The organism is Shimia haliotis (assembly GCF_900114415.1).
GTDB lineage: Bacteria > Pseudomonadota > Alphaproteobacteria > Rhodobacterales > Rhodobacteraceae > Shimia > Shimia haliotis.
Genome location: NZ_FOSZ01000001.1, coordinates 100,008 through 114,162 on the forward strand (window position 1 = coordinate 100,008; position 14,155 = coordinate 114,162).

A 14,155-nucleotide genomic window follows, 5' to 3' on the forward strand; every position below is an offset into this window, starting at 1 on the left:
AGAGCAAGTGCGCCTAAGGTTGTAGTTTTTCACAAGCTTGTGCATGATCCAGATCATGAAAAAAGCTCTTTGTCTCCTTTCGATAGCGGCTCTGGCCGGGTGCGATTTGCCTCAGCTGGACGGTATGATTTCCAAACCCGACACTGGTGCGTCTTCGGGACCGGTGGTCGAGGCACCTGAAGAGGTCAGTGAAGAAACCCTGGCGGATATCTCTGAGACCGATCGTCCGGTGGCCGCGGCGGGGTCTCTGGGGACAACGGTGGTCTCTTTGGGAGATGCGGCCGAACCGGGCTCCTGGCTCAAGACGCCTCTGGTCGCGACGACACGACCGGGCAAAGTCTGGTACAAAGGGCGCTGGGCGGCGGTGACGCTGATCCCGATCGCCGGAGAAAGCGGGGCAGGCAGCCGCATGTCGCTTCAGGCGATGCAATTGCTGAGCTTGCCGCTGACCGAATTGACCGAGGTCGAAGTGACCGCGGAATAAGCGGTTACTTCAGGTATTTACGCGCTTCTTTGACGGCAAACGGCTTCATCCCATCGGCATGAGCGCCAAGGAATGTGTGTACGCGCGGGGCGTCATGTTTTGAAAGATCCCGGAGCCACCAGCCGATCGCTTTTTGAATGAACCAGTCGTGGTCCGGCACATAGGTCGCAGCCCAACCCAGAACGCGGTCCCGAATCTCCAGATCGAGGGGCTTGGGGAAATTCTGTTTGGTCCATGGCAAGGTGATCACCAAGGCCGCGCGGCGGGTCCACATGTGCTCTGAAGTGGTCCAAGCTTCGACATCGTCGATGCGCGACGGATCCGCAGTCAGGCGCTTTTGTCCCGCCATACAGGCGTGATCCGCGATCGCCCAACTGTCAAACTCGGGCAGCCAGCTTTGTATGAGCTTCCACACTGCGTCATCAGGGCGAATACGGGCCTGCGTCAGAAGCTTGGATGCCGCCAGACGGGCCTCAAAAATGTCGGTGTTCCACAGGTCGCGGGAGAGGGCAACGCGCTGATCAACCGTCAGGGTCTGTCGCCAGCCTTTGGTCAGGTCGTTGATGTCAGGGTTGGAAATTCCCAGAACCTTGCGGCTTTGCTTGTGGTATTTTGCCATGCCCTCGGCACGGCCTTCCTCCACAAGCGCTTCTAGTGCGATGAGCGCGTCTTCAAGGGTCATTCGACCGTGACCGATTTGGCGAGGTTGCGCGGTTGGTCAACGTCAGTGCCCTTGGCAATGGCCGTGTGATAGGCGAGCAATTGCGCCGGCACTGCATAAAGGATAGGGCTGAGCACAGGATCCACCGAAGGCATCTGAAGGGTCAGCCACGTGCCGTCGCCCCCTTCGTCAAGACCAGCGCGGTCAGACACCAAAAGCACCTTGCCTGCGCGTGCCATGACCTCCTGCATGTTGGAGACGGTCTTGTCAAAAAGGCTGTCGCGCGGTGCTAGAACCACGACGGGAACGTGCTTGTCGATCAGGGCAATCGGGCCGTGCTTGAGTTCGCCTGACGCATAAGCTTCTGCGTGTATATAGCTGATTTCTTTGAGTTTGAGGGCGCCTTCAAGTGCGAGAGGATACATCACCCCACGGCCAAGAAAAAGAATGTCGCGGGCCTCAGCAAGCTTGCGGGCGGCGGCAGCCATTTGCGGCTCACCGTCTAGCGCAATATTCACCAAGCCGGGCAAGGCGGAGAGGTTTTTCAGAAGCTCGGCAAAACGCGCGTCATCCAGTGTGCCGCGTTGTTTGGCGGCTTCCAGTGCCAGCAAAAGAAGCACGGTCAGCTGGCAGGTGAAGGCCTTGGTCGAAGCCACTCCGATTTCGGTTCCTGCCAGAATCGGAAATGCGATGTCGCTTTCGCGGGCAATCGAGCTTTCGGGCACGTTCACCACAGACAGGATTTTGTCGGCCTTGCCCTCGCAATAACGCAAGGCCGCCAGCGTGTCGGCGGTTTCGCCGGATTGGCTGACAAAAAGGGCGACGGTGCCTTCGGTGACGGGGGGCTCGCGATAGCGGAACTCGGAGGCCACATCGACTTCGACCGGCATATTGGCGAGTTGTTCAAACCAGTATTTTGCTGTCAGGCAGGCGTAGAAGGCAGTGCCGCAGGCCACCATGGTCAGGCGGTTGATCTTGGTGAAATCCAGCGCGTCACCTGGCAATGAAATGGCCGTTCCATCGCTTGACAGATAGTTGCGGATGGCTTCTCCCAAAACAGTGGGTTGTTCGGCAATTTCTTTTGCCATGAAGTGTTTGTGCCCACCTTTGTCGACGCGGGTCTGGTCGATTTCGATCTTTTTGATACCGCGATTGGCAAGTTGTCCGTTGGCGTCGCGGATCACAAGACTGGTGCGCGTCAGCACCGCGCTGTCGCCTTCCTCCAGATAGGTGATGCGGTCCGTAAGCGGTGCAAGCGCGATGGCGTCAGAGCCGACAAACATTTCGCCGTCCCCGTGACCGATGGCCAGCGGAGATCCCTTGCGGGCGGCAACGATCAGGTCGTCTTCGCCCTCAAACAAGAAGGCCAGGGCAAAGGCGCCTTCTAGGCGTGAGAGGGTTTTCAGCGCGGCGTCCGCGGGCGCGAGGCCTTCTTGCACATAGCGCTGTGTCATCAGAGCGACGGTTTCGGTGTCGGTCTCGGTGACAAAGTCGATGCCGGTGGCGGCCAGTTCCTCGCGCAGTTCGCGGAAGTTTTCGATGATGCCGTTGTGCACAACGGCCACCGGACCCGCGCGGTGGGGGTGAGCATTCACGACGTTGGGCGCGCCGTGGGTGGCCCAGCGGGTGTGGCCAATGCCGGATTTGCCTGCGAGCGGTTCATGAACCAAAAGGTCCGACAGGTTCACCAGTTTCCCAACAGCGCGCCGCCGACCCAACGCACCGCTGTTGACTGTGGCTATTCCGGCGCTGTCATAGCCGCGATATTCCAGCCGCTTGAGCGCTTCAACGAGGAGTGGAGCCGCCTCATGATTACCTAGAACCCCTACAATACCGCACATTATTGGCTCTCCTGATCCCGTTTTTGTTTCTTTTTCTTTAAAATTTCGAACAATTTTACCGCCAGTCCAGGTTTGGTCGTCTGCTCAGCCCGTGCCAAGGCCAGAGCCGTGTCCGGAACGTCCTTTGTGATGACTGAGCCAGAGCCGGTCATCGCCTGATTGCCGATTTTGACCGGTGCCACCAACATGGTGTTGGAGCCGATAAACGCACCGTCGCCAATTTCTGTGCGGTGCTTCATCACGCCGTCATAGTTGCAGGTGATGGTGCCTGCACCGATGTTGGTGCCTTTGCCAACGGTGGCGTCACCGACATAACTCAGGTGATTGACTTTGGTGCCCTCGCCAACTTCGGCATTTTTGATCTCCACAAAGTTGCCGACATGGGTGTTTTCGGCAAGCTCTGCTCCGGGGCGCAGGCGGGCATAGGGGCCAACAGTTGCGCCGCGCGATACGTGGCATCCTTCAAGATGCGAAAAGGCGCGAATGCGGGTGCCGGATTCAATGGTGACTTCAGGGCCGAAATAGACGTTTGGCTCGATCGTGGTGTCGCGTCCGATGATGGTGTCAAAGGACAGCATCACGGTTTCCGGCTGTTGCAGGGTGACGCCCAAATCCATCAGGTCGGCACGGGCGCGATCCTGAAAAATGGCTTCGGCCTGCGCCAGATGCGCGCGCGAATTAACGCCCAGCGTTTCGGCTTCGTCACAGGTGACAGCGGTCACTGGCAGGCCGCGATCACGGGCAATGCCGACGATGTCGGTGAGATAGATTTCGCCCTGCGCATTGTCGGAATTCAAGGCGTCAATCAGGTCAAACAATTGTGTACTCTTCGCTAGCATTACACCAGAATTACAGAAGGTTATGTCACGTTCTTCATCCGTTGCATCCGCAAATTCGACGATCCGTTCAAGGCTGGACTCTTGCATCACCAAGCGCCCGTATTTTCCCGGATCCGCAGCTTCAAACCCAAGAACCACAACCGCGTTGTCTTTGCGGGCGACGATCATTTTTTCCAACGTGTCGGCGCGGACAAACGGTGTGTCGCCAAAAAGCACAATGACGTCGCCGTCAAAATCAGAGAGTGCGTCGCGCGCCATATTGGTGGCATGACCGGTGCCGTTCTGTTCCTCTTGCAACACAACCTTGGCATCGGGGTCAAAATCCAGAGCGGCCGCTTTGACGGCGTCAAAGCCGTGGCCGGCCACAACAACGGTGTGCGCGGGCGACAGGGCGGCTCCGGCTTGCATTGTGTGCACCAACATTGGGGCGTTTGCGATCTGGTGGAGAACTTTCGGCAAGTCTGAGTTCATCCGTGTGCCTTTGCCCGCGGCCAGGATGACAAGTGCAATGCTCATTATGTTTTCTCTTTGAATTCAGGTGCGCCCGTTTTATCGCAGTGCCCAATGGGTGCAAGGCCGCGGGCCATCAAAACTGATTGCGCCCTGTAACAGATTTGCGCAAAAAGACGCGCACCAAAGAGGCGGGCAGAAAAATGCGGACGGTGGTTTTTGATCTGGATGGAACACTGGCGGACACCAGTGGTGATCTCATCGCGGCGGCAAATTATTGTTTTTGTGACATGGGGTTCGGTGACGTCCTTGATGTGCAGGCCGACGCCGGCGTGGCCTTGCGGGGTGGACGCCGGATGTTGACCGAAGGCCTGACCAGAATGGGGCGGTTTGACGAGGCCACTGTTGATCGCTTTTATCCGGTTCTTCTTGAGGCCTATAGGGCGAACATTGCCGAACACACGTTTTTCTTCCCCGGAGCGCTTGAGGCGGTCGACGCTTTGAGGGCACAGGGCTATGGCGTCGGCATCTGCACCAACAAGCCGGAAGCACTGGCCGAGCAGTTAATGCAAGCCTTGGGCGCGCGCGAGGCGTTCGGCGCCCTTGTCGGGGCAGACACGCTGCCGGTGCGCAAGCCGGATCCCGAACCCCTGCGCGAAACAGCGCGGCGATTGGGGGGCGATCCCGCGCAAACCATCCTGATCGGGGACAGCGACACAGATCGCAACACCGCCAAGGCCGCCGGTGTGCCGTCGGTATTGGTCACCTTTGGTCCCTCCGGCGAAGATATGGCCGCGTTGGAGCCTGAGGCCTTGCTTGAGGATTATGCGGTCCTGCCGATGGTTGTAGAGGCGCTGATCGGACGCAACAGTTGATCTGAGAGCGCTGAAAACGGCAACGCCGCGAGATTGGCAAGCGTATCTTCGATCTCGCAGGCCGCCACATGACCAATCACAGGATCCGCAAGTGCATGGAACTTTCCGCGCAGATCGGCCTCGGTCGGAGGCGCTGTGTGGTCCCATTTGGGCTCGTGCCAATCGCTTTGAAACCTCTCTTTCGCCGTTTGCACGCACACACGTGCGAGGCGTTTTTGTGGAAAGGCCGCGTTGGCCTGATCGTGCTCTGTCATTCTGATTTTGGCCGACAGGGACTGAATATCCGCGTCCTTCGTGGCGTCATCAGAGATGGCCTCTGGCGTGACATCCCCGCGCATCAGCGCAACCGCAACAGGGAAGGCCGTCGAATATTGCGCCTCTTCGGTATTGGACGGCGCAAGCATAGCCAAGCGCACACTCTCGTGGAATGTTTCGATGTGAATGGCGGTGATGTCGGCGGCGGAAAAGCCGTGTTTTGACTGAAGTGCAAGGGCGGCTTCAATCGGGGCCTGTGCCCAGCGACAAACGGGGTAGGGCTTGTAATATTGCTCCATCACATACCACCGTTGCCCAAGATCTGCCCAAAAGGCAGGGGCATTCTCGACGGTGATGGCGGGGGCGCCACTAAAATGCGCGCGCGCCAGCTTGCACGCCGACACTCCGGTCATCGCGCCCCAACCTGCGCCGTCCTTCAGCATGGTCGGATGATCGATGCAGCGCATCATCTGGCTGCGAGGCGCGTGGTATTCGGCAATGCCAAGCGCGTGACGGGTGGTCTCGGCGTCCAGTTCAAGCAGGCGCGCACAGGCCGCTGCCGCTGTGACCGCGCCCCAACTGCCGCTGGTGTGATAGTCGGGCACCGTCGCGTGCTGGGCCACCGAGATGCGGGCTCCGAATTCGTATCCCATTGCGATGGCTTCCAAAAAGGCCCGCCCCGAGCTTTTGACCTCATGCGCGACGGCCAAAGCGGCGGGAAACAGCGGCGCGCCAATGTGGCCTTTTGCGGGATTAAATCCGTCGTGGCCGTCCAGCGCGTCAATTGTCATGCCTGCCGCAAGGGCGGCGCCACTTGCCGAGGCACCGCGTCCGTCAAGGAACATCGGCACAGTGCCGGCAAATTCCTCTTGGGCGTGGGCGCGGATGATGCGGGAGAGGCGTGTGCCAAGTCCACCCGCGCCGACGCCAATCAGATCAAGCAGGCTGAGTTCCACCTGTTTTTGGGCGTCATTTGGCAGGTCGTCCCATGAAAACGCGTGCACAAAAGCAATTGGATCCATTGTTTCGGTCCTTCCATGTCACTGTATTCAGCATAGCTGGAGGCGCGGCACAAAAAGGGCCGAAGCCGACCTTTTGCGTCGTATTTTGTGCAGCAACCAGCTGCCGATTGCAGGGCGGAGGGGCTTGGCGTAATGCTTGGGCATGACCACGAACGCAGAGGGCGCGATGAGCGAGAGCATGAGCCAAGAGGTTTTTTCGGGCAACTTCACCCAACAGGAGCCGATTCCGGAGGACGCGATTGCAGCGGCCGTCGCGGTGATGCAGTCGGGGCGGTTGCATCGTTACAATGTCGCGCTTGAAGAATTGGGTGAGGCGGCGTTGCTAGAGCAGGAGTTCGCCGCCATCACAGGGGCCAAGTTCTGTTTGGCGGTGGCTTCAGGCGGCTATGCCATGGGCTGCGCGTTGCGGGCTTTGGGGGTGAAGCCCGGCGATAAGGTGCTGACCAATGCGTTCACGCTGGCGCCGGTGCCGGGGGCGATTGCCTCGGTGGGGGCCGTGCCGGTCTTTGTCGGCGTGACCGAGGGGCTGGTGATTGATCTGGATGATCTCGCCGCCAAGGCGGATCAGGCAGATGTGCTGATGCTGTCCCACATGCGCGGGCACATCGCGGATATGGACGCGCTGATGGCGATCTGTGACGCGCAGAACATCAAAGTGATCGAAGATTGCGCGCATACCATGGGCGGCGGTTGGCGCGGTGTGGCCTCGGGCCGGCATGGCGTTATGGCTTGTTACTCGACGCAGACGTACAAACATGTGAATTCGGGCGAGGGCGGGTTTCTGATTTCCGATGACGAGGAGGCGATGGCGCGGGCGATCATTCTGTCGGGATCTTACATGCTCTATGAACGTCACGCTGCGGCACCTGCGCCCGAGGTTTTTGAGCGGGTGAAGTACCACACGCCCAATGTTTCCGGCCGCATGGACAATTTGCGGGCGGCAATCCTGCGGCCGCAATTGCGCAAGCTGGATCAACAGGTTGCGGCGTGGAATGCGCGTCATGATGTGGTGCTGCAAGGCCTGCGCGGCACACCGGGGTTGCAGGTGGTGGAGCGACCTGACGGCGAGGAGTATGTCGGCAGTTCGATCCAGTTCCTGTTGCTCGATTGGAGTGAGGCGAAGATCAACGAGGTGCTGCGGCGGTGCGGCGCGCGCGGTGTCGAACTCAAGTGGTTTGGCGGGGCGGAGCCGGTGGCTTTCACCTCGCGGTACGACAGCTGGCGCTATGCGCCGAGCGAGGCGATGCCAAAAACCGACCGCATTCTCAAAGGTATCGTGGACATGCGTATTCCGCTGACGTTTTCGATTGAAGATTGCGAGATGCTGGCGCGGATTGTTAAGTCGGAGGTCAGCGCGGTCTATCAGGCCGAGTGATCAGCGGTTGGCGTCAAAAAACGCGCCGATCTTGGTCAGAACCAGGCCGCGCAACTCGTCGCCTTCCATCAGCACCTCATGCTGACCGCCTTGCACCATCTCAAGCGTGCCGATGTCCCAGCGGCCCATGCGGTCGTGGATGGCGACTTGCGTCACGATTTGCTCATCGGTGCCCAAGAAAGTCAGGCAGGGTAGGTCGGGGCTGGGTTGTGCGGCAAGATTTTGGCACTCCACTGTCGCTTCGCTCAGCCAGTGCAGCGCTGGTCCGCCAAGCGACAGGTCTGGATAGGTTTCAACCTGCTTGCGCATGTAGGCATACATGTCCGCGTCATTGGTCAGGGTGTTGCCGTCAAAGTCCTGCTGCAACACATAGGTGAGTTCGCCGGTTGTGGGCGCAATCGCGTCGGAAAACCCAAAGATCTTGGCCAGTCGCGTTGTCACCCAAGCCACGGGTTTCATCACTGGGGCTATCTTGATGCCCCACATCGGGCCGGTGAAGACCACACCGTTAACCGGCAGTCCTTCCATCGCCGCGCGCAGGCCGATGCAGCCACCCATAGAGTGCGCCACCAGAAACCAAGGTTTCGGCAGGGCCAGCTCTTCAGCTGCGGCAAGAAAGGCCGCGATGTCTTTCTGATAGTCAGGGAAAGCGCCAACATATCCGGCAGCGCGGTTGTCGATCAGGCGATCCGCCAGACCCTGACCTCGCCAGTCAATGCCGAAGGTGCCGTAGCCCAAAGCGGCAAAGTCATCCGCGGCACGGCCGTATTTTTCAACATATTCGGTACGGCCGGGGAACAAAAGAACTGTCCCCCGACTGCTTTCACAAGCCCAATGGGCCGCGCGTATCCGCACGTCATCTGATGTGGTCAGCCAATAGGCATCGGCCTTTGGCCCTTCGGCCACATCGTGGTGAAACGGTGCGGATACCAGCGCCATTAGCTCAACACGGAGCCCAGCTTCATCGCGGCGCCCATGTCGCCGTCAATTGCCAGCTTGCCGCCCATGAAGGCTGCGGTCGGGTTCAGTTCACCATCAAGGATCGCCTGAAAGGTTTCCACGTCCGCGGTCATTGTCACATCAGCTTCGTCGTCGCTTGCGCGCACGCCGTCTGCGTCGATGATGATTGCGCCTTCGCCTTCGATTGCGAATTTTGCGGAGCCGTCAAATGCGTCGCCGCCCAGTTTTTCGGTCAGGGCTGCAACTGCGGTGTTGATAATGTCGCTCATCAGTTTGATCCTTCAACTTGTTGTGCGCATCTTGGGATTCGCCGATACGCAGGGTATACTCGTTTACGTTATGGTCAACTTCACATCTCATCTCAAACATGCCGTTGCGGCATTTGTTTTGACACTCTGTCTTTCCCTACCTCAGTCCGGGGCGGCGCAAGACTCCGAGACCGTGCCGCAAGACCTTGCAGGCATGATGCAACAACTGCGTGACGCCGAAGCGGACGCAGCGGGCTCAATTGCAGATCGCATCCGGCGGGAGTGGGATAAATCCGGATCTGCCAGTGCGGATTTTCTGCTGCGGCGGGGCGAAGACGCGCTTGAGAGCGGCGAGTATGAGCAGGCGATTGACCATCTGACCGCCCTCACAGACCATGCTCCGGATTTCGCCGCCGGTTGGGCGCTTCGGGCTCGGACCTTTTTTGAAATGGATCAATATGGCCGTGCGATTGGCGATCTGGAACATGTAATCGCCCTCAATCCTCAGCATTTTGATGCGCTGATGGGGCTCGCGATCATGCTGGACGAGATGCAGCGGCCAGAGGATGCCTATGAGGCCTACATGCAGGTCAAGGCTATACATCCGCATCAGGCGGGCCTAAGTGAAGCGCTAGAAAGACTCGAGCGTGAGGTTTTGGGTCGCGAGATCTGACGACCTGAAACGGGCTTTCATTCATGGCCGCACATCGGCAAATTACAGCAGTGCTTGGCCCCACGAACACGGGCAAAACGCATTACGCCATCGAGCGTATGCTGGCGTATCGCACGGGCGTCATCGGCCTGCCGCTGCGCCTTTTGGCGCGTGAGGTTTATGACCGGATCGTTGCGGTGCGCGGACCGTCGGTTGTGGCGCTGGTCACAGGCGAAGAGCGCATCGTGCCGCCCCGCACACAATACTGGGTCAGCACGGTAGAGGCGATGCCCGAAGGGCTGGGGCCGGATTTTGTGGCGATTGACGAGATCCAGCTGTGTGCCGATCCCGAACGTGGCCATGTGTTCACCGACCGCTTGCTTCGGATGCGGGGCACGCATGAGACCCTGTTTCTGGGCAGCGACACCATGCGTGGCACCATTGCTGAACTGGTGCCCGAGGCGCAGTTCATGCGCCGCGAGCGTATGTCGACGTTGTCTTATTCCGGTTCGCGCAAGATCAGCCGCATGCAGCCGCGCTCAGCCATTGTCGGGTTTTCGGTGGACAATGTGTATGCCATTGCCGAACTGATCCGCCGCCAAAAGGGTGGGGCGGCTGTGGTGATGGGCGCGCTGTCTCCGCGCACGCGCAACGCACAGGTCGAGATGTATCAAAACGGCGACGTGGATTTTCTTGTCGCCACGGACGCGATCGGTATGGGACTCAACCTCGACATTGACCATGTCGCCTTTTCCTCGACGACGAAATTTGACGGCCGCCGCATGCGCGCTCTTGCGCCCAACGAGTTGGCGCAGATTGCAGGCCGCGCCGGTCGGGGCATGAGCCACGGCACCTTTGGCGTGACTGGTGAGGCGCCGGAATTGCCCGATGGTATCGCCGAGGCGATCATGGAGCACCGGTTTACGCCGGTAAGAAAACTCAATTGGCGCAACGCGCATCTGGAATTCGGCTCGGTTGAGGCGTTGATCCGTTCGCTCGAAGAAAGCCCTGATGACGAGTTGCTGGTGAAGGCGCGCGAGGCCGATGATCTCGGCGCGCTGAAACTGGTGTCGCGTGAAGCCGAAGTCATGGCGCGTGCCAGCGACGGGCCGTCGGTGAAACTCTTGTGGGATGTGTGTCGGATTCCGGATTTTCGGGGAATCAGTCACGCGGAACATGCCTCGCTTGTTGAGCAGATTTTCGGCTATTTGCATCAAGGCGGCGCTGTGCCGGATGATTGGTTGGCCAGACAGGTCAAACGCATTGACCGAACCGACGGCGACATCGACGCTTTGTCCAAGAGATTGGCATTTATCCGCACATGGACATATGTCGCACAACGGAAAGGCTGGGTTTCGGACGAAAACCATTGGCGTGACGAGACTCGCGCTGTAGAAGATCGCCTGTCGGATGCGCTACACGAGCGCCTGACTCAAAGATTTGTGGACCGGCGCACCTCTGTGTTGTTGCGCCGGCTCAAACAGAAGGAGGCCCTTTTGGCCGATGTGAATGACAAGGGTGAAGTGACCGTCGAAGGAGAATTCGTCGGTCGCCTCGAAGGGTTCCGTTTTATTGCGGACAAAGAAGCCAGCGGGCAGGAAGCCAAGACGCTGAAGGCCGCGAGCCTGCAAGCGCTTGCGCCGCAATTCCACTTGCGCGCGGATCGTTTTTATAACGCACCGGACACAGAGATCGATTTCACCGAACAAGGTGGTCTGATGTGGGGCGAACATGCTGTCGGCAAATTGGTGGCCGGCGCTGACCCGCTGAAACCCGGTGTCGAGGTGTTCGTGGATGACGAGGCCGGGGCGGATGTAGCCCAAAAGGTCGAACGTCGCCTGCAGCACTTTATGGATCGCAAGATCGCCGCTCTGTTTGAACCGCTGCTAAACCTTGGCAGCGACGAAGAGCTGAACGGTCTGGCGCGGGGCTTTGCCTTCCGCATGGTTGAAAACCTTGGCATCATTCCCCGTGGCGAGGTGGCCACCGAGGTCAAGGAGCTGGATCAGGACGCCCGCGGCACGCTGCGCAAGCACGGCATCCGCTTTGGTCAGTTCACAATCTTTATGCCTTTGCTGCTGAAACCTGCGCCGACGCGTCTGCGTCTGGTGCTTTGGTCGCTCGCACAAGGCTTGCAGGACTTTCCCGAGTCACCGCCCCCGGGCTTGGTGACTGTGCCCGCGGGTCAGGGCGCACCGCGTGGTTATCACGCGATGGCTGGTTATCGTGCAGCAGGTGAACGGGCGATCCGCATCGATATGCTGGAACGTCTGGCCGATATGCTGCGTGCTGAGGACAGCCGTGGCGGTTTTGAAGCCAAGGCCGACATGCTGTCGATCACCGGCATGACGCTGGAACAGTTCGCTGACCTGATGCAGGGCCTTGGTTATAAAGCCGAAAAAGGGGAGCGGGCGAAGGTGAAAGCAGAAGTCGCGGCGAAACCTGAGGCGGAAGCACCTGCGGCAGAGGCCGAGGCAGCACCTGTTGAGAACGCACCTGCTGAGGCTCCGGCAGAAGAGGTTGCCGAGGCAGCAGTTGAGGCTGCACCGGAAGCAGAGGCCACCGAGGCACCTGCAGAAGCCGCGGAGCCGGAAGTCGAAACTTTCTACACCTTCACCTGGGCGGGCAACCGTCAGGGCGGCAACCGCAACCAACGCCGCGGTGGCGGTCAGGGCGGGCAGCGCCGCAATGATCGTGACAACGCGCAAGGCGGTCCGCGTGGCAAAGGTGGCAAACCCAAAGGCAAAGGCGGCCCGCGCCGCGATGGCGGTGCCAAGAAATTCGAGGCCCGTCCGCCGAAAAAGGAAAAGGCCATCGACCCCGACAACCCCTTCGCCGCAGCGCTGATGGGGCTGAAAAACAAGGAGTGAGGGCGTGAGCGCCCCCACGACCACGCCGACCAAGATGCGCGTGGACAAATGGCTTTGGCAGGCGCGGTTCTTCAAGACCCGCAGCCTGTCGGCCAAAGTTGTGACCGGCGGCCACATGCGGGTGAACGGCACAAAAATCTCCAAAGCGAGCCACAGCGTCGCGGAGGGCGACGTTTTGACTTTTCCGCAGGCCCGTCACATCCGCGTGATCAAGATCGTTGCGATGGGCGAACGGCGCGGTCCGGCGCCTGAGGCGCAAACGTTATACGAGGATTTGACCCCGAAAGAGGACCCTGTTCCACGTGGACCGGGTGCAGACGGAAAAGGTCGCCCGACGAAACGGGACCGCCGCAATCTCGATCTTATGCGCATGTCGCGACTTGAAGATTGACGCGGGCTGTTCTAGTCAGTCACGTGATCCGAATTTTGATGAGCTAACCCATGACATATGTCGTCACCGAGAACTGTGTTGCCTGCAAATACACCGACTGCGTCGAAGTCTGCCCAGTGGACTGCTTCTATGAAGGTGAAAACTTTCTGGTGATCCACCCCGATGAATGTATCGATTGTGGCGTGTGCGAACCGGAATGTCCGGCAGACGCGATCCGCCCCGATACCGAGCCGGACATGGAGAAATGGGTCGAGTTCAACCGCAAGTATTCCGAGGTCTGGCCCGTTATCATCACCAAGAAAGACCCGCTGCCCGAGGCAGAAGAGCGTGATGGCGAAGAAGGCAAGATGGAGAAATACTTCTCCGAAGCACCGGGCGAGGGCGGCTGACCAGCCGATTCGCCCGCCATATCGCGGCTTTCCGGCACGAAATTGCTGATAAGCTGTTGAGTAGACGGGACAAAAACACCCCTTAGGCCGGTAGCGCTTTTAAGGGGGCGGTTTTTGTGTTACACTGTGTTGATATACCGATAACTGCCTGCAGCCATCCCTGTGCATCATATGCCAAGGGTGGTTTTTTACGCCAGAGCCACAGCGAACGGGAAGCATCCGTTTCCCGCGCGTGTGTTTTTGTCTGGTTTCATGGGGGCTCAGCCAAGGAAGATTTGCATGAGCAAAGCCAAGAAGAACGAATTCAGCCCGAATGACTACGTTGTCTATCCGGCGCATGGTGTTGGTCAGATCATCAACATCGAAGAGCAAGAAGTTGCAGGCATGCAGCTGGAGCTTTTCGTGATTTCCTTTGAAAAGGATAAGATGACGCTGCGAGTGCCAACCAACAAGGCGACCGAGATCGGCATGCGTGGGTTGAGCTCGCCTGACGTCGTGAGCCAGGCGCTCAAGACGCTGAAGGGCAAGGCCAAGGTCAAACGTGCGATGTGGTCGCGTCGTGCGCAGGAATACGAACAGAAAATCAATTCCGGTGATCTGATCGCGATTGCAGAAGTTGTGCGCGACTTGCACCGCACCGACGATCAGCGCGAACAGAGCTACTCCGAGCGTCAGCTTTATGAAGCCGCGCTGGAGCGACTGACCCGCGAAGTGGCTGCTGTGGCCGGTGGCGACGAAGTCGCTGCGGCGAAACAGGTCGACGACGTGTTGGTGTCTCGCGCCGCCGCTGCTGCATAAGCAACTGGCGATACTGCGTTGAAAAGGCCGCTCCTTTCGGGCGGT

The 14,155-nt window shown here is 59.2% G+C and carries 14 protein-coding genes; 8 read left to right on the forward strand and 6 right to left on the reverse strand.

Annotated elements, in window-relative coordinates; all coding sequences use genetic code 11:
* Positions 1 to 55 precede the first annotated feature (55 nt).
* Positions 56 to 484 (forward strand): hypothetical protein, encoded by a 429-nt coding sequence (locus BM069_RS00460; protein WP_093321136.1) that lies wholly within the window; start codon positions 56 to 58, stop codon positions 482 to 484.
* A gap of 4 nt (positions 485 to 488) precedes the next feature.
* Here the strand turns inward: BM069_RS00460 and BM069_RS00465 are convergent, their stop codons facing one another.
* The 3 genes from BM069_RS00465 to glmU are packed head-to-tail and all read right to left on the reverse strand — an operon-like array spanning position 489 to position 4,341.
* Positions 489 to 1,166 (reverse strand): DNA alkylation repair protein, encoded by a 678-nt coding sequence (locus BM069_RS00465; RefSeq protein WP_093318931.1) that lies wholly within the window; start codon positions 1,164 to 1,166, stop codon positions 489 to 491.
* Positions 1,163 to 2,986, reverse strand: coding sequence for a glutamine--fructose-6-phosphate transaminase (isomerizing) (gene glmS, locus BM069_RS00470; RefSeq protein ID WP_093318933.1), 1,824 nt, complete (start codon positions 2,984 to 2,986; stop codon positions 1,163 to 1,165). Before glmS ends, BM069_RS00465 begins: the two co-directional genes overlap by 4 nt.
* Complete coding sequence (gene glmU / locus BM069_RS00475; protein ID WP_093318936.1) at positions 2,986 to 4,341, reverse strand: bifunctional UDP-N-acetylglucosamine diphosphorylase/glucosamine-1-phosphate N-acetyltransferase GlmU; 1,356 nt, start codon at positions 4,339 to 4,341, stop codon at positions 2,986 to 2,988. The genes glmS and glmU overlap by 1 nt, the downstream gene beginning before the upstream one ends.
* Before the next feature lie 137 nt (positions 4,342 to 4,478).
* Between glmU and BM069_RS00480 the strand changes: the two genes are divergently transcribed.
* A complete protein-coding gene (locus tag BM069_RS00480) occupies positions 4,479 to 5,150 on the forward strand; it encodes an HAD-IA family hydrolase (protein ID WP_093321139.1) in 672 nt (223 codons plus the stop codon).
* Here the strand turns inward: BM069_RS00480 and BM069_RS00485 are convergent.
* Positions 5,099 to 6,427 (reverse strand): MmgE/PrpD family protein, encoded by a 1,329-nt coding sequence (locus BM069_RS00485; RefSeq protein WP_093318937.1) that lies wholly within the window; start codon positions 6,425 to 6,427, stop codon positions 5,099 to 5,101. The two genes, BM069_RS00480 and BM069_RS00485, sit on opposite strands and share 52 nt — an antisense overlap.
* Positions 6,428 to 6,569: 142 nt before the next feature.
* Between BM069_RS00485 and BM069_RS00490 the strand changes: the two genes are divergently transcribed.
* Positions 6,570 to 7,802, forward strand: a complete 1,233-nt coding sequence (locus BM069_RS00490) for a DegT/DnrJ/EryC1/StrS family aminotransferase (protein ID WP_244503486.1) — start codon at positions 6,570 to 6,572, stop codon at positions 7,800 to 7,802.
* Here BM069_RS00490 and BM069_RS00495 read toward each other — a convergent pair whose 3' ends face one another.
* Both BM069_RS00495 and BM069_RS00500 read right to left on the reverse strand, forming a co-directional pair.
* Positions 7,803 to 8,741: an alpha/beta fold hydrolase gene (locus BM069_RS00495; RefSeq protein ID WP_093318940.1), complete on the reverse strand. Its 939-nt coding sequence runs from the start codon at positions 8,739 to 8,741 to the stop codon at positions 7,803 to 7,805.
* Complete coding sequence (locus BM069_RS00500; RefSeq protein WP_093318942.1) at positions 8,741 to 9,031, reverse strand: SCP2 sterol-binding domain-containing protein; 291 nt, start codon at positions 9,029 to 9,031, stop codon at positions 8,741 to 8,743. Before BM069_RS00500 ends, BM069_RS00495 begins: the two co-directional genes overlap by 1 nt.
* A 193-nt stretch (positions 9,032 to 9,224) precedes the next feature.
* Here BM069_RS00500 and BM069_RS00505 point away from each other — a divergent pair, with 193 nt between their 5' ends.
* From BM069_RS00505 to BM069_RS00525, 5 genes are all read left to right on the forward strand, one after another.
* Entirely contained in the window at positions 9,225 to 9,683 is a 459-nt protein-coding gene (locus BM069_RS00505) for a tetratricopeptide repeat protein (RefSeq protein ID WP_093321144.1), read from the forward strand.
* Positions 9,684 to 9,706: 23 nt separating this feature from the next.
* Complete coding sequence (locus BM069_RS00510; protein ID WP_093318945.1) at positions 9,707 to 12,532, forward strand: helicase-related protein; 2,826 nt, start codon at positions 9,707 to 9,709, stop codon at positions 12,530 to 12,532.
* 34 nt (positions 12,533 to 12,566) lie between these two features.
* Positions 12,567 to 12,923, forward strand: coding sequence for an RNA-binding S4 domain-containing protein (locus tag BM069_RS00515; RefSeq protein WP_093321146.1), 357 nt, complete (start codon positions 12,567 to 12,569; stop codon positions 12,921 to 12,923).
* Positions 12,924 to 12,973: 50 nt separating this feature from the next.
* Positions 12,974 to 13,312: a ferredoxin FdxA gene (gene fdxA / locus BM069_RS00520; RefSeq protein WP_093318948.1), complete on the forward strand. Its 339-nt coding sequence runs from the start codon at positions 12,974 to 12,976 to the stop codon at positions 13,310 to 13,312.
* 279 nt (positions 13,313 to 13,591) lie between these two features.
* Complete coding sequence (locus BM069_RS00525) at positions 13,592 to 14,110, forward strand: CarD family transcriptional regulator (RefSeq protein WP_093318951.1); 519 nt, start codon at positions 13,592 to 13,594, stop codon at positions 14,108 to 14,110.
* Positions 14,111 to 14,155: the final 45 nt, after the last annotated feature.

What these genes read in the sequence shown, in the direction of transcription:
- BM069_RS00510 (WP_093318945.1), top strand. Translation starts at nt 9,707, where the DNA reads ATGGCCGCACATCGGCAAATTACAGCAGTGCTTGGCCCCACGAACACG.
- BM069_RS00485 (WP_093318937.1), bottom strand. Translation starts at nt 6,427, where the DNA reads ATGGATCCAATTGCTTTTGTGCACGCGTTTTCATGGGACGACCTGCCA.
- BM069_RS00515 (WP_093321146.1), top strand. Translation starts at nt 12,567, where the DNA reads ATGCGCGTGGACAAATGGCTTTGGCAGGCGCGGTTCTTCAAGACCCGC.
- BM069_RS00495 (WP_093318940.1), bottom strand. Translation starts at nt 8,741, where the DNA reads ATGGCGCTGGTATCCGCACCGTTTCACCACGATGTGGCCGAAGGGCCA.
- BM069_RS00490 (WP_244503486.1), top strand. Translation starts at nt 6,570, where the DNA reads ATGACCACGAACGCAGAGGGCGCGATGAGCGAGAGCATGAGCCAAGAG.
- BM069_RS00525 (WP_093318951.1), top strand. Translation starts at nt 13,592, where the DNA reads ATGAGCAAAGCCAAGAAGAACGAATTCAGCCCGAATGACTACGTTGTC.
- glmS (WP_093318933.1), bottom strand. Translation starts at nt 2,986, where the DNA reads ATGTGCGGTATTGTAGGGGTTCTAGGTAATCATGAGGCGGCTCCACTC.
- BM069_RS00480 (WP_093321139.1), top strand. Translation starts at nt 4,479, where the DNA reads ATGCGGACGGTGGTTTTTGATCTGGATGGAACACTGGCGGACACCAGT.
- BM069_RS00505 (WP_093321144.1), top strand. Translation starts at nt 9,225, where the DNA reads ATGATGCAACAACTGCGTGACGCCGAAGCGGACGCAGCGGGCTCAATT.
- BM069_RS00500 (WP_093318942.1), bottom strand. Translation starts at nt 9,031, where the DNA reads ATGAGCGACATTATCAACACCGCAGTTGCAGCCCTGACCGAAAAACTG.
- BM069_RS00460 (WP_093321136.1), top strand. Translation starts at nt 56, where the DNA reads ATGAAAAAAGCTCTTTGTCTCCTTTCGATAGCGGCTCTGGCCGGGTGC.
- BM069_RS00465 (WP_093318931.1), bottom strand. Translation starts at nt 1,166, where the DNA reads ATGACCCTTGAAGACGCGCTCATCGCACTAGAAGCGCTTGTGGAGGAA.
- fdxA (WP_093318948.1), top strand. Translation starts at nt 12,974, where the DNA reads ATGACATATGTCGTCACCGAGAACTGTGTTGCCTGCAAATACACCGAC.
- glmU (WP_093318936.1), bottom strand. Translation starts at nt 4,341, where the DNA reads ATGAGCATTGCACTTGTCATCCTGGCCGCGGGCAAAGGCACACGGATG.